The following is a 13,176-nucleotide window of genomic DNA, read 5'->3' as shown; positions in this document are numbered from 1 at the left end:
TGCCGCGTTCTCTGGTATTCTGAAGTGTCACTCGTGGCGTGCACACGCATGCCTGAGTGTCATCCAACCAAATCCATTCGCTCTTCCGGTGAGATCACGCGTGCGTGAAACCGGGCGGGCCCGAGTATCCACCCAACAAGGACAACCCACTACATGACTACCGCAACGACCGCCCCGGCCACCAAGCAGGTCGCCATCAACGACATCGGATCTGCTGAGGACTTCCTGGCCGCGGTCGAGAAGACTCTGAAGTTCTTCAACGACGGCGACATCATCGAAGGCACGATCGTCAAGATCGACCGCGATGAGGTTCTGCTCGACGTCGGATACAAGACCGAGGGTGTCATCCCCTCCCGCGAACTCTCAATCAAGCACGACGTCGACCCGAACGAGGTCGTCAAGGTCGGCGATGAGGTCGAGGCTCTCGTTCTCCAGAAGGAGGACAAGGAAGGCCGTCTGATCCTCTCCAAGAAGCGCGCGCAGTACGAGCGCGCCTGGGGCGACGTCGAGAAGATCAAGGAAGACGACGGCGTCGTCACCGGTACGGTCATCGAGGTCGTCAAGGGTGGACTCATCGTCGACATCGGCCTCCGTGGCTTCCTGCCGGCATCGCTCATCGAGCTGCGTCGCGTCCGTGACCTGACTCCGTACCTGGGCCAGGAGATCGAGGCGAAGATCCTCGAGCTGGACAAGAACCGCAACAACGTCGTCCTCAGCCGCCGCGCTCTGCTCGAGCAGACGCAGTCCGAGTCGCGCACGACGTTCCTCAACAACCTGCACAAGGGCCAGGTCCGCAAGGGCCAGGTCTCGTCGATCGTCAACTTCGGTGCGTTCGTCGACCTGGGCGGCGTGGACGGCCTCGTGCACGTCTCCGAGCTGTCCTGGAAGCACATCGAGCACGCCTCCGAGGTCGTCGAGGTCGGCCAGGAGGTCACCGTCGAGATCCTCGAGGTCGACCTCGACCGCGAGCGCGTCTCCCTGTCGCTCAAGGCGACGCAGGAGGACCCGTGGCAGGTCTTCGCCCGCACCCACGCGATCGGCCAGATCGCTGCGGGCAAGGTCACCAAGCTCGTTCCGTTCGGTGCGTTCGTCCGCGTCGCAGACGGCATCGAGGGCCTCGTGCACATCTCCGAGCTCTCCAGCAAGCACGTCGAGCTGGCTGAGCAGGTCGTCTCCGTCGGCGAAGAGGTCTTCGTCAAGGTCATCGACATCGACCTCGAGCGTCGCCGCATCTCGCTGTCGCTCAAGCAGGCCAACGAGTCGGTCGACCCCAACGGCACCGAGTTCGACCCGGCGCTGTACGGCATGCTCGCCGAGTACGACGACAACGGCGAGTACAAGTACCCGGAGGGCTTCGACCCCGAGACCGGTGCATGGAAGGAAGGCTTCGACGCTCAGCGCGAGGCATGGGAGCAGGAGTACGCTGCGGCCCAGGCTCGCTGGGAGGCCCACAAGGCTGCGGTTGCCAAGGCGGCCGAGGCCGAGGCCGCTGCTGGCGACGACTTCGGCGCTGCCGCTGGTCAGTCGTTCACGAGCGACGCCGCCGGCGCCGGAACGCTCGCCGATGACGAGGCTCTCGCGGCTCTGCGCGAGAAGCTCTCGGGCGGCAACGCGTAAGCAACTCTCTGAAACGGGCCGTCACCCTCAGGGGTGGCGGCCCGTTTCTCGTGCGCCTATACACGAGAATCCCGAGTTGTGACGGAACATTACGGTCCGACTCGTCACAGTGGCGCTGCTCCGCGACGATGGAGTCATGACCTCCGCACTCCTCTCGTCGCGCGCAGAGACCGTCGCGCCCTCCGGCGCCGCGACAGCCGTGACCCTGGAGAGCGTGGAGCGCCACTTCCCGGTAGCGGAGGGTCGTCGTCAGGTGCTTCGGGGGCTCGACATCGACCTCGGCGCCGGCGAGATCGTCGCCGTCGTCGGACCGTCCGGATGCGGTAAGTCGACCCTCCTCCGTCTCATCGCCGGACTCGACACCCCGACCGGCGGCGTGATCGCGATCGACGGATCCGGCGTCACCGACACCGACGAGCGCACCGCCGTCGCGTTCCAGGAGCCCCGGCTGCTTCCGTGGCGCACGCTCGCGCAGAACGTCGAGCTCGGTCTGCCACGCCGCCTCCGCGGACGCGACCGCAAGAATCGCGTCAGCGAACTGCTCAGCCTCGTCGGCCTCGAGCACGCCGCGAACCAGCGCCCCCGCGAGGTCTCCGGCGGCATGGCACAGCGCGCTTCGCTCGCCCGTGCCCTCGCCCGCAACCCCAGCGTGCTGCTGCTCGACGAGCCCTTCGGCGCTCTCGACGCGCTGACGCGGCTGAGGATGCAGGACCTGCTGCTCGACATCCACGCCGCCGAGCCCACCACCATCCTCCTCGTGACGCATGACGTCGAGGAGGCCCTCTACCTCGCGGACCGCGTGCTGCTGCTGCGCTCGCTGACCGCCGACCCCGACCCGGATGCCACCTCGATCGCGCGCACCATCAGCGTTCCCGGCATCCGACCGCGAGACCGTGCCGATCGCGGCATCGCGGACCTGCGCGCCGAACTCCTCGAAGGACTCGGCGTCGACACCCATCACAGCACCACCTTGGAGACCCGATGAGCCTCATCACCCGCCGAATCGTCCCTGCGACCGCGATCGCCGGTGCGATGATGCTCATGGCATCCGGCTGCGTCGCGGGCGAGAACGCCGGCGCCGCACCCGCCGACGCATCCGGCGAATGGTCCGCGAGCACCGTGACCGTCGACTGGGCGACTTACAACCCGCTCAGCCTCGTGATCAAGGACCAGGGCATCCTCGACGACATCCTCGGTGACGACGTCACGGTCGAGTGGGTCCAGTCCGCCGGCTCCAACAAGGCCAACGAGCTGCTGCGCTCCGGCTCGGTCGACGTCGGCTCCACGGCCGGATCGGCAGCGCTCCTGGCCCGCGCGAACGGCTCGCCGATCAAGGTCATCGACATCTACTCGCAGCCGGAGTGGGCGGCCATCGTCGTCGGACCCGACAGCGACATCACCTCCGTCGAGGACCTCGCCGGCACCTCGGTCGCCGCGACCAAGGGCACCGACCCGTACTTCTTCCTCCTCCAGGCGCTCGAGTCCGCCGGCCTCAGCGTCGAGGACATCGAGGTGCAGAACCTGCAGCACGCCGACGGCCGCGCAGCGCTCGACGGCGGATCCGTCGACGCGTGGGCGGGCCTGGACCCGATCATGGCCGCAGCCGAGGTCGAGACCGGCGACCAGCTGATCTACCGCAACGTCGACTTCAACACCTACGGATTCCTCAACGCCACAGAGGAGTTCATCACCGAGCACGCCGACCTCGCACAGGCGGTCGTCGACGCGTACGAGCAGGCACGCGTGTGGGCGCTCGAGAACCCCGAGGAGACCGCGCAGCTGCTCGCCGACGCAGCGGGCATCGACATCGACGTGGCCACCACGGTCATCGAGGAGCGCTCGAACCTCGACGTCAGCGGCATCCCCGGCGACGCCCAGCTCGACGTTCTCGAGAAGATCGCCCCCGTGATCGTCGACTCCGGCGACGTGCAGGGCGGTCAGGATGCCGTCGACAAGGCCCTGGCCGAGATCATCTTCCCCGACTTCGCCGAGAAGGCGGTCGCAGGAGAGTGAGCGAGTCGATCCCGGATCAGCGCGTGACCGTGCCCGCCGACTCGCGGCAGGCGCGTGAGTTCGCCGCCGGCGGCGGTCGGACCACGGATGCTGTGACACGGGGTTTGTGGAGCCGCACAGGAGTCCGCATCATCGGCGGACTCCTGGTCCCCGCCGTCATCCTCGTCGTCTGGCAGATCGCCACGACCTCGGGCCTCGTTCCCACGTACCGACTTCCCACCCCGGGATCCGTCTTCACCGCCGGTGTCGAACTCGCCGAGCGCGGACAGCTCTGGACCCACATCGCGATCTCGGTGCAGCGCGTGCTGCTCGGCTTCGCCATCGGCTCGGTCGTCGGTCTCGCGATCGCGGCGATCGTGGGCCTGTCGAAGCTCGGCGACGTGCTGCTGAGCCCGACGCTCGCGGCTCTCCGCGCAGTGCCCTCGCTCGCCTGGGTGCCGCTGCTGATCCTGTGGATGCAGATCGGCGAGGAGTCCAAGGTCACGCTGATCGCGATCGGCGCTTTCTTCCCGGTGTACACCACGGTGGCCGACGCGCTTCGGCATGTCGACCCGCACCTCGTCGAGGCCGGGCGCTCGTTCAGCCTGCGCGGCTGGTCGCTGTTCCGCACGGTGCAGCTCCCCGCCGTCATCCCGTCGGTCATGTCGGGTCTGCGGCTGGCGCTCGCGCAGTCGTGGCTGTTCCTCGTCGCAGCCGAGCTCATCGCCTCTTCCATGGGCCTGGGCTTCCTGCTCGACGACTCGCAGAACAACGGCCGTGTCGACCGCATCCTGCTCGCGATCGTGCTGCTCGCACTGCTGGGCACCATCACGAACGCGATCCTCGGCTTCATCGAACGGCGACTGCTCAAGCGATGGACTTGATCGACGAAGCGCGGCTGGTCGAGGATCGGATCTACCCGCCGTCACCGGAGTTCCACGCGCAGGCGAACGTCACGGAGGAGATCTACGATCGGGCGGATGCCGACCCGATCGCCTTCTGGGAGGATGCCGCGCGACGACTGGACTGGGCGACGCCGTGGCACACGGCGCTGGAGTGGGAGCCGCCCACCGGCGGTGCGATCCCGTCCGCACGGTGGTTCACCGGCGGCACCCTGAATGTCGCCTACAACTGCGTCGACCGGCACGTCGAGGTCGGCCGCGGCGACAAGGTCGCGCTGCACTTCGAAGGCGAGCCCGGCGACCGCATCGCCGTGACCTACGCAGACCTGCAGCGACGCGTGTCGCAGGCCGCCAATGCGCTGACCGCGCTGGGTATCGTGCCGGGCGACCGGGTCGTGGTCTACCTACCGGTGCTCATCGAGACCGTCGTCATCGCACTGGCCTGTGCCCGCATCGGTGCCGTGCACTCCCTGGTCTTCGGCGGGTTCTCCGCCGAGGCCGTGCGGTTCCGTCTTGCAGACACCGGTGCCAAGCTGCTGGTCACCAGCGATGGACAGTTCCGGCGCGGTACCGCAGTCGAGGTCAAGTCCGCTGCTGACATCGCCGCCGCCGATCTGCCCGACCTGGAGCACGTGCTGGTCGTCCGCCGCACCGGTCAGGACGTGGCGTGGACCGAGGGACGCGACCTGTGGTGGCACGACGTGGTCGACACCGCGGCCGAGGCACATGAGGCGCAGCCGTTCGGGGCGGAGCATCCGCTCTTCATCATCTACACGTCCGGCACCACCGGGAAGCCGAAGGGGCTCGTGCACACCTCCGGCGGCTATCTCGCGCACGCGAGCTGGGCGCACTGGGCGCACTTCGACGCCAAGCCCGACGACGTGCACTGGTGCACCGCCGACCTCGCCTGGGTCACCGCGCACACCTACGAGATCTACGGACCGCTGTCGAACGGCCTGACGCAGATCATCTACGAGGGCACGCCCGACAGCCCGCACCGCGAGCGGCACCTCGAGATCATCGAGCGCTACGGCGTCACGGTGTACTACACCGCGCCCACCCTGATCCGCACTTTCATGACCTGGTTCGGCGACGAGCTGCCGGAAGGGCGCGACCTGTCCAGTATCCGCCTGCTCGGCACCGTCGGGGAGGCGATCAACCCCGAGGCCTGGGTCTGGTTCCGACGCACGTTCGGACGGGACGAGCTGCCCGTCATCGATACCTGGTGGCAGTCCGAGACGGGCGCGGCGATGATCGTGCCGCTGCCCGGCGTCACGGCGCTCAAGCCCGGATCGGCGTCGGTGGCGCTGCCCGGCATCGACGTCGTCGTGGTGGACGACCAGGGCGATGAGGTCGCGGCAGGGCGCTCCGGCACGCTCGTCGTTCGCCGGCCGTGGCCGGGAATGGCGCGGACCGTGTGGGGCGACCCGCAGCGGTACCGGAATTCGTACTGGTCGGCATACGCCGGGCACGGCGAGTACGGCGGCTACTACGTCGCCGGTGACGGAGCGACCAGGGACGCCGACGGGTACATCTGGATCCTCGGACGCCTGGATGACGTCGTCAACGTCTCCGGCCACCGCCTGTCGACCATCGAGATCGAGTCCGCGCTCGTGGCCGATTCGACCGTGGGGGAAGCCGGAACGGCCGGAGTCTCGGACCCATTGACAGGCCAGGCGGTCGTGGCGTTCGTGATGCCGTCCGGAATCGGAGAGGTCGCGGCATCCGCGCTGCGCGACCGCGTGGCTCGCGAGATCGGACCCGTCGCGAAGCCGCGGCACGTCGTCGTCGTGCCCGACCTTCCCAAGACCCGGTCGGGCAAGATCATGCGCAGGCTGCTCGCGCAACTGTGGGAGGCTGAACAGGACCACCGCGCCGGCCGCGAGCCGCAGCCGCTGGGGGACACCACGTCGCTGCAGAACCCGGAAGCAGTGGAAAGCATCGCTGCCGCGCTTGCGGCGTTCTGATCTCGAGAACAGCTCACCGAAGGAAGTCATGACGGAAGAACACCGCTTCGGGTTCCGTACCCGCGCGCTCCACGCCGGCGGAACACCGGACGCCGCCACGGGCGCGCGCGCCGTGCCGATCTACCAGACCACCTCGTTCGTCTTCGACGACGCGAAGGATGCCGGAAACCTCTTCGCCCTGCAGAAGTACGGCAACATCTACTCGCGCATCGGCAACCCCACTGTCGCGGCTCTCGAGGAGCGCCTGGCATCCCTCGAGGGCGGCATCGGGGCCGTGGCGACGGCATCCGGCATGAGTGCCGAGTTCATCACGTTCGCCGCGCTCGTCGGCGCCGGCGACCATGTCGTCGCATCCGCACAGCTCTACGGCGGCACGGTCACCCAGTTGGATGTGACGCTGCGCCGTTTCGGCGTCGAGACGACCTTCGTGGCCTCCACCGATCCGGCCGACTACGCGGCGGCGATCAGACCTTCGACCAAGGTCGTCTACGTCGAGATGATCGGCAACCCGTCCGGCGAGATCGCCGACATCGAGGGCCTCGCCGAGGTCGCGCACGCGGCGGGCGTTCCGCTCGTGGTCGATGCGACGCTCGCCACCCCGTATCTCGCCCGTCCGCTCGAGCACGGCGCCGACATCGTGATCCACTCGGTCACGAAGTTCCTCGGCGGCCACGGCACGACCCTCGGCGGCATCGTGATCGAGAAGGGCACGTTCGACTGGGGCAACGGCAAGTTCCCCGAGATGACCGAGCCGGTCGCTTCGTACGGCGGCATCAAGTGGTGGGACAACTTCGGCGAGTACGGGTTCCTCACGAAGCTCCGCTCCGAGCAGCTGCGCGACATCGGCCCCGCTCTCAGTCCGCAGTCCGCGTTCAACCTGCTGCAGGGCATCGAGACCCTGCCGCAGCGCATCGACGCGCACCTCGCGAACGCGCGCACCGTCGCGGAGTGGCTCGACTCCGATCCGCGCATCTCGTACGTCACCTGGGCGGGGCTCGAGTCGCACGCCCACCACGAGCGCGCCGCGAAGTATCTGCCGCTCGGCCCCGGCTCGGTGTTCGCGTTCGGCGTCGCAGCCGAAGACGGTCGCGCGGCGGGGGAAACGCTGATCGAGAACCTGCAGCTCGCCTCGCACCTCGCGAACATCGGTGACGCGCGCACGCTCGTCATCCACCCGGCATCCACCACGCACCGTCAGCTGACCGCCGAGCAGCTCGTCGCAGCCGGCGCACCTGCCGACCTGATCCGCATCTCGGTCGGCCTGGAGGATCCGGAGGACATCATCTGGGACCTCGATCAGGCCCTCACAGCAGCGACGGGAGTTTCACGATGAGCGCGAATGACACCTGCGAGTTCACGCCGCCGGCGGCTGCGACCGACGCTATTGCCTGCGAGCTTCCCGGCGCGGCGGCTGCGACCGGCACCACGCGCACCTGGGCGAGCCCCAGCCAGCAGGAGCGGTTCGCGCTGCTGCGCCGCTCGCGCTCCGTCGCGATCGTCGGCGCGTCGACCAACCCGGCGCGGGCCTCCTACTTCGTCGCGACGTACCTGCTGTCGAGCTCGCCGTACGACGTGTACTTCGTGAACCCGCGGGAGACCGAGATCCTCGGTCAGCCCGCCTACGCGTCGCTCGCCGACCTGCCCGTGGTCCCCGACATCGTGGACGTGTTCCGCAAGCACGACGACCTGCCCGGTGTCGCGCAGGAGGCCGTCGACGTGGGAGCCGCGGCGCTGTGGCTGCAACTGGGCTCCTGGAACGAGGACGCCGCAGCGATCGCCGAGGAGGCAGGGCTCTCTGTCGTGATGGATCGCTGCATCAAGATCGAGCACGCCCGCTTCCACGGCGGCCTGCACCTCGCCGGCTTCGACACCGGTGTGATCAGTTCCAAGAGGCAGCTGCTCGCCCGCTGAGGCGCTCGGAGATTCCCGCAGCTCAGGCGATAGCCTTTCGTCATGTCGAACGGCACGATCAGCAGGTGGCGCAGCATGCGCGCCGACCGCACCAGGGAGCGCACCGTCGTTCTCAACCAGCTCCTGCTGGGAGTCGTAGCCCTACTGGCCGCCGTGGTCGCGTTCTCGATGGACGCGATCAAGGTCGTCGAGATGCTGCTGAGCGGCTTGCTGCTCGTCGCCGTGCTGACCGGCGTGGCGCTGGCTGTGCCGTGGAACCGCATCCATGCGCTGTGGAGCGCACTCCTGCCGATCGGTGACATTCTCGCGATCGCGCTGCTCAGGGAGTCGAACCCGTCAGCCGGGTACTCGCTGCTGTTGATCTACCCGGCGATGTGGATCGCCGGGACCTTCGGTCTGCCGGGGCTCATCGTCGTCAACGTCCTGGCCAACGGCGCCTACTGGCTGACCGTTGCTCTGGACCCTGAGCAGTCGTTCGCCCCCGTGGTGATCCTCATCCCGATGATGATCATCGCGGTGTCGACCACGTCATACCTCGCGGCGAGGCGCGCCACCGCCCAACGCTCCCTGCTCGATGCCCAGGCCCGGCTGCTCGCCCGCGCAGTCGAGCGCGCGCGCCGCCAGGAGGACATGGTCACCGAGGTGCTCGACGCCGTCGACTTCGGCGTCATCCGACTCGGTGTGGGCGGAGAGGAATCCGTCCGCAATGAGGCGCATGCCCGGATGCAGCGCATGCTGGCCTCCGGAATCAGTGAGCAGGCCGCGTTCGCCGAGGACGGTCTGACCGAGCTGGGCATCGAGGCGACGCCGCTCGCCCGTGCCCGCAGGGGCGAGACCTTCGACGGCGAACTGGTCTGGTACGGCAGACCCGGGCGGGGACGTCGCGCGCTCAGCGTGACCTCCCGAGCGCTCGAAGGCACAACAGGAGAGCGTGTCGGGGGAATCGTCGTCTCTCGCGACGTGACGGACGAGGTCATGGCGCTGCGTGCCCGCGAGGACCTGGTGGCCTCCGTGTCGCACGAGTTGCGCACACCGCTGACCGCGATCTTGGGCTACCTCGAACTCGTCCTCGACGGTGATGATCTGTCGGCCGGCTCCCGCCGTGGCCTGGAGGTCGCTGAACGCAACGCCGCAAGACTGCTGGACATCATCGCGGACCTGCTCGCCGTATCGGCGGACCACCACGGTGGTGTGAGCCTGTCGGTCCGCCCGGAGCAGGCGAGCGTCGACGAGATCGTCCACGCGAGCATCGAAGCACTCACCCCGCGAGCTGCGGAGCGCCAGATCACCCTCGACGACGCCGGGATCGAGGAGGTCACTGCGTTCATCGACGCCCTTCGCATCCGCCAGGTGATCGACAACGTCATCGGGAATGCCGTGAAGTACAACGTCGACGGAGGGCGCGTCGAGGTCGGTGTGACTGCCGACGTCGACCACGCCTGGATCGTCGTGCGCGATTACGGCACCGGCATCTCCGCCGAAGAGCTCCCGCGGCTGTTCGAACGGTTCTTCCGTGCGGACGCCGTTCGCAAGACCACGACACACGGCAGCGGTCTCGGGTTGTCGATCAGCAGGGATATCGTCAGGGCTCATGGCGGAGAGATCACGGTGCAGTCCGAGATCGGCATCGGGTCGACCTTCCTCATCCGCCTGCCGTTGTTCGAGAAGGGGAGACGAAGCTGATGGAACTCGATATCGCGACGGTTTCCGTGATGACGGCGATCGTCGTCATCACGGCAGGCATCCTCTTCATCGTCGAGACCACGCTCCGGGAGGAGGATGCCGTCGGCCGGATCTGGTCGATCGCACTACTGGCCGGGATCCTCGCCTCCGTTTCCTACGCCGTCTGGTCGTTCGCGCCGCAGACCTGGGGCGCGGTGGCGGTGGGCAACGCCGCGTTCGTGGCCAGCTCGGGATTCATGTGGCTCGGTTGTCGGCGCTTCAGTAACCGCGCCGTCGGCTGGGCTGAGACCGCTGTCATCGTCTTCACGTTCGCCGCAGCCGCGGCCGTGGTCGTCCGCGGCCCGGACGGCGGCGGATGGGCAGGGGCCGAGGTGATGTTCATCGGACTGGCGGTGCTGCCCGGGGCAGCGGCGTGGGAGACCCTCCGCGGCTCGTTCACCGGCATCCGTACCTCTATCGCACTCGCGGTCGTCTTCGGTGTCCAGTCCTTGTACTACCTTGTGCGGCTGCTTGTGCTGCTGACCGCCGGCCCCGAGAGCGAGACGTTCACCGTCTGGTGGGGCACGATCCCGACCAGCGTCCTCACGATCGTCCTCACGATCGTCTTCGTCGTCACCGCCTCCGTCCTGCGGGCAGAACGCGCAGGGCTTCGCGGCCGTCGCCGACTGGCCGCGCACGGCATCGCCTTCACGGGAGTCCTCGAGCCGATCTGGTTCGAACGATTCCTCGCAGACGCTGTGGAACGCGCCGACTCCAGAGACGAGACCGTGGCAGTGATCTCGACAAGAATCGACGACCTCGCTCTGGTGACCACCGCGTTCGGAGCCAGCGAGGCCGAGAATCTGCGTACGGCGTGGCACGACGCCGTGCGACTTCATGCGCCGACCCAGACCTGGATCGGCGACGACGGGGCCGGAGGACTCGCGTTGAGCGCGGTCGTGGAGTCCGAGGCGGATGCCAGGCGGCTCGGGGCCACTCTGCACCGCGCGATCTACGATGGCCTCAGCGGCGTGGAGGCAAGTGTGATCCCCGTGCTCGGCGTCGGAGTCGCACTGAGCGACGGCACTCGAAAGGATGCGAGATCGCTCATCGACGCAGCTCGAACGGCCGCAGCGGAGGCAGCGATCAGCGACGACACGAGCGTCGTCGTGGCGCGGTGACGCTCAGGCGGTGCGGCGGTAACCGATTCCCCGGACGGTCTCGATCCATCGCGGTTCGGAGGGCGACTCGCCGAGCTTGCGTCTCAGGTTGGCCACGTGCACCTCGATGGCGCGCCGGTCATGCTCGCTGATGAAGTCGCTGGTCATGCCGCGCTCGCCGCGCACGACCAGGGCCAGCTGGGTCTTGCTGACGACCCGACCTGCTGATTGAAGCAGCTCCAGCAGAATGTCGAACTCGCTGCGCGTGAGATCGACGACCTCGCCGTCCACCTCCGTTATGCGCGTCTCCGGTTCCATGTGCAGGCCACGGTGCTCCACATGGTCCTCGGCCTTCGTCTCCGAGGATGCGGCGGGCGCGGGGGCGTCCGGCTGCCTCGTGCGCGGACGGCGAAGCATCGCCTCGACCCTGGCACGCACCTCTCGCGGACGGAACGGCTTCGTGATGTAGTCGTCGGCGCCCGACTGCAGCCCTTGGAGTGCGTCGATCTCCTCGGAGCGCGCGGTGAGCATGAGCAGGTACGTGGAGCTGAACGCGCGGATGCGCTTGGCGGTCTCGAAACCATCCATTCCCGGCATGCTGATGTCGAGCGTCGTGATGACCGGGTCGTGTGTGCGCACCAGCTCGACGCCCTCGATGCCAGTGCCGACAGCATGCACCGTGAATCCGGCCTGCTCGAGGATGTCCGTGAGAAGCAGACGAATATCGGGCTCGTCCTCGATGACGACGGCGATGTTCATGTGCGGCGGCCCCTCACTTTCCGCCCCTCTGCCCTCAGCGCCAACGGACGACGCATGCCGGGTCGTGGCGAGCGGAGCTTCCGCGATGATATCGCAGAAGATGCGCTTGAAATCCTCACCCGGCACGGCAAGCCGATCGTCTCAGCATGTCGTCGACGCGCCGGATTCTGCGACCTGGAAATAGATCGACGGGATCTGCCAATCCGCACCCGTGCCGATCACGCGAGGCAGCTGGGCGCAGGTCCAACCGCCGCGTGCTGTGAATTGGGCGCCGGCAAGGACCTTCGCGTTCTTCCACGTCCACGAGCCGCCACTCCCGGTGGCAGTGGTCACGTCGACGTCGAAGCTCACTGATCGCGTGCCCGCAGGGGTTTGGAAGTTGATGTAGTAATTCCGGGTCTGCTTGCCGGGATCTCCCCAACCGCTGTACGTGATTCCGCTCACCTTGCAGCCGGTCAGCGCCTTGCCGTCGTATCCGTAGGCCGTGCAGGTGTTGGTGGATGCAGTCGACCAGGTTCCAGCGGTCACTGTGGCCGAGGCGCTGGTTCTGTCCGTCCACGCCGCCGAGGTGCTCTCGATCAGGCCTCGTCCGCTGGGGACGATCCCTGCGGTGCAGACGATCGCGAGAGCGAGAGCGAGCGCCGCGAAGCGCCCGCTTCTCATGCCAGTGCCGGCTTCCGCGAAGGACGCTCGCCGGGGGAGACCAGCATCGCGAGACCGAGCAGTCCGAGGAGCCCGGCGAACAATGGCGCCGCGACGGCGGGAGTGGTCATGCGCATGACAGCCGCGCCCCAACCCGGCAACTGGAGCGTCGGCTGCCAGACTTCGCCCGACACCGAGTAGTCCAGCGCGTCCGTGTACGCGTTGTTGTCACCCTTCATGGTCACCGTGTATGCACCGGTCCCGTCGGGGACGATCGCCGAGATGCGATGCGTGACGAGGTCGCCGGTCAGTTCGCTGGGCAGGCTCACGACATCGCCGACGACGAGGTCATCGACCGAGACCCGTGTGTCGACGATGAGATCTCCGGTCATGATGCCGGGTTCCATCGAGCCGGAGATCACGATCAGCGGTTTGATGAAGCCGGCGGCCGTCGCAGCCCAGACCAAGCCGCACGCCAGACCGACAGCGGCGAGAGCCCAGAGCGCGGTGAGGGAGAGGCGGCGCAGAATCTGCATGATCGTTGTCTCTTGTCGTCGTTATTGC

Annotated in this window: 12 protein-coding genes; 9 read left to right on the top strand and 3 right to left on the bottom strand. The window is 67.7% G+C overall.

Annotated elements, in window-relative coordinates:
* Positions 1 to 153: 153 nt before the first annotated feature.
* The 9 genes from rpsA (at position 154) to IM776_RS09825 (ending at position 11,232) form a co-directional block, all read left to right on the top strand.
* On the top strand, positions 154 to 1,617 hold the full coding sequence (rpsA, locus tag IM776_RS09865; protein ID WP_194419891.1) for a 30S ribosomal protein S1: 1,464 nt from the start codon (positions 154 to 156) through the stop codon (positions 1,615 to 1,617).
* Positions 1,618 to 1,753: 136 nt separating this feature from the next.
* Positions 1,754 to 2,602, top strand: coding sequence for an ABC transporter ATP-binding protein (locus IM776_RS09860; protein ID WP_194419890.1), 849 nt, complete (start codon positions 1,754 to 1,756; stop codon positions 2,600 to 2,602).
* Positions 2,599 to 3,630, top strand: coding sequence for an aliphatic sulfonate ABC transporter substrate-binding protein (locus tag IM776_RS09855; protein ID WP_194419889.1), 1,032 nt, complete (start codon positions 2,599 to 2,601; stop codon positions 3,628 to 3,630). The genes IM776_RS09860 and IM776_RS09855 overlap by 4 nt, the downstream gene beginning before the upstream one ends.
* The gene (locus tag IM776_RS09850) at positions 3,627 to 4,493 is read left to right on the top strand and encodes an ABC transporter permease (RefSeq protein WP_422730908.1); all 867 of its coding nucleotides are present in this window, start codon (positions 3,627 to 3,629) and stop codon (positions 4,491 to 4,493) included. The genes IM776_RS09855 and IM776_RS09850 overlap by 4 nt, the downstream gene beginning before the upstream one ends.
* A complete protein-coding gene (gene acs, locus IM776_RS09845; protein ID WP_194419888.1) occupies positions 4,484 to 6,478 on the top strand; it encodes an acetate--CoA ligase in 1,995 nt (664 codons plus the stop codon). Before IM776_RS09850 ends, acs begins: the two co-directional genes overlap by 10 nt.
* A 28-nt stretch (positions 6,479 to 6,506) precedes the next feature.
* Positions 6,507 to 7,811 (top strand): O-acetylhomoserine aminocarboxypropyltransferase/cysteine synthase family protein, encoded by a 1,305-nt coding sequence (locus IM776_RS09840; protein WP_194419887.1) that lies wholly within the window; start codon positions 6,507 to 6,509, stop codon positions 7,809 to 7,811.
* Positions 7,808 to 8,389, top strand: a complete 582-nt coding sequence (locus tag IM776_RS09835; protein ID WP_194419886.1) for a CoA-binding protein — start codon at positions 7,808 to 7,810, stop codon at positions 8,387 to 8,389. Before IM776_RS09840 ends, IM776_RS09835 begins: the two co-directional genes overlap by 4 nt.
* Positions 8,390 to 8,431: 42 nt before the next feature.
* The gene (locus IM776_RS09830; protein ID WP_194419885.1) at positions 8,432 to 10,072 is read left to right on the top strand and encodes a sensor histidine kinase; all 1,641 of its coding nucleotides are present in this window, start codon (positions 8,432 to 8,434) and stop codon (positions 10,070 to 10,072) included.
* A complete protein-coding gene (locus tag IM776_RS09825; protein ID WP_194419884.1) occupies positions 10,072 to 11,232 on the top strand; it encodes a hypothetical protein in 1,161 nt (386 codons plus the stop codon). The genes IM776_RS09830 and IM776_RS09825 overlap by 1 nt, the downstream gene beginning before the upstream one ends.
* Positions 11,233 to 11,235: 3 nt before the next feature.
* On the opposite strand, the gene IM776_RS09820 is transcribed toward IM776_RS09825, so the two are convergent.
* The 3 genes from IM776_RS09820 to IM776_RS09810 all read right to left on the bottom strand — a co-directional run bounded on the left by IM776_RS09820 (position 11,236) and on the right by IM776_RS09810 (position 13,148).
* Positions 11,236 to 11,970, bottom strand: a complete 735-nt coding sequence (locus IM776_RS09820; RefSeq protein WP_194419883.1) for a response regulator transcription factor — start codon at positions 11,968 to 11,970, stop codon at positions 11,236 to 11,238.
* Positions 11,971 to 12,111: 141 nt separating this feature from the next.
* Positions 12,112 to 12,633, bottom strand: a complete 522-nt coding sequence (locus IM776_RS09815; RefSeq protein ID WP_194419882.1) for a SipW-dependent-type signal peptide-containing protein — start codon at positions 12,631 to 12,633, stop codon at positions 12,112 to 12,114.
* The gene (locus tag IM776_RS09810; RefSeq protein ID WP_194419881.1) at positions 12,630 to 13,148 is read right to left on the bottom strand and encodes a signal peptidase I; all 519 of its coding nucleotides are present in this window, start codon (positions 13,146 to 13,148) and stop codon (positions 12,630 to 12,632) included. The genes IM776_RS09815 and IM776_RS09810 overlap by 4 nt, the downstream gene beginning before the upstream one ends.
* Positions 13,149 to 13,176: the final 28 nt, after the last annotated feature.

Source organism: Microbacterium abyssi (genome assembly GCF_015277895.1).
In the GTDB taxonomy this organism is placed as follows: domain Bacteria; phylum Actinomycetota; class Actinomycetes; order Actinomycetales; family Microbacteriaceae; genus Microbacterium; species Microbacterium abyssi.
This window is presented reverse-complemented; position numbering and strand designations above follow the sequence as displayed.

What these genes read in the sequence shown, in the direction of transcription:
- rpsA (WP_194419891.1), top strand. Translation starts at nt 154, where the DNA reads ATGACTACCGCAACGACCGCCCCGGCCACCAAGCAGGTCGCCATCAAC.
- IM776_RS09860 (WP_194419890.1), top strand. Translation starts at nt 1,754, where the DNA reads ATGACCTCCGCACTCCTCTCGTCGCGCGCAGAGACCGTCGCGCCCTCC.
- IM776_RS09855 (WP_194419889.1), top strand. Translation starts at nt 2,599, where the DNA reads ATGAGCCTCATCACCCGCCGAATCGTCCCTGCGACCGCGATCGCCGGT.
- acs (WP_194419888.1), top strand. Translation starts at nt 4,484, where the DNA reads ATGGACTTGATCGACGAAGCGCGGCTGGTCGAGGATCGGATCTACCCG.
- IM776_RS09840 (WP_194419887.1), top strand. Translation starts at nt 6,507, where the DNA reads ATGACGGAAGAACACCGCTTCGGGTTCCGTACCCGCGCGCTCCACGCC.
- IM776_RS09835 (WP_194419886.1), top strand. Translation starts at nt 7,808, where the DNA reads ATGAGCGCGAATGACACCTGCGAGTTCACGCCGCCGGCGGCTGCGACC.
- IM776_RS09830 (WP_194419885.1), top strand. Translation starts at nt 8,432, where the DNA reads ATGTCGAACGGCACGATCAGCAGGTGGCGCAGCATGCGCGCCGACCGC.
- IM776_RS09825 (WP_194419884.1), top strand. Translation starts at nt 10,072, where the DNA reads ATGGAACTCGATATCGCGACGGTTTCCGTGATGACGGCGATCGTCGTC.
- IM776_RS09820 (WP_194419883.1), bottom strand. Translation starts at nt 11,970, where the DNA reads ATGAACATCGCCGTCGTCATCGAGGACGAGCCCGATATTCGTCTGCTT.
- IM776_RS09815 (WP_194419882.1), bottom strand. Translation starts at nt 12,633, where the DNA reads ATGAGAAGCGGGCGCTTCGCGGCGCTCGCTCTCGCTCTCGCGATCGTC.
- IM776_RS09810 (WP_194419881.1), bottom strand. Translation starts at nt 13,148, where the DNA reads ATGCAGATTCTGCGCCGCCTCTCCCTCACCGCGCTCTGGGCTCTCGCC.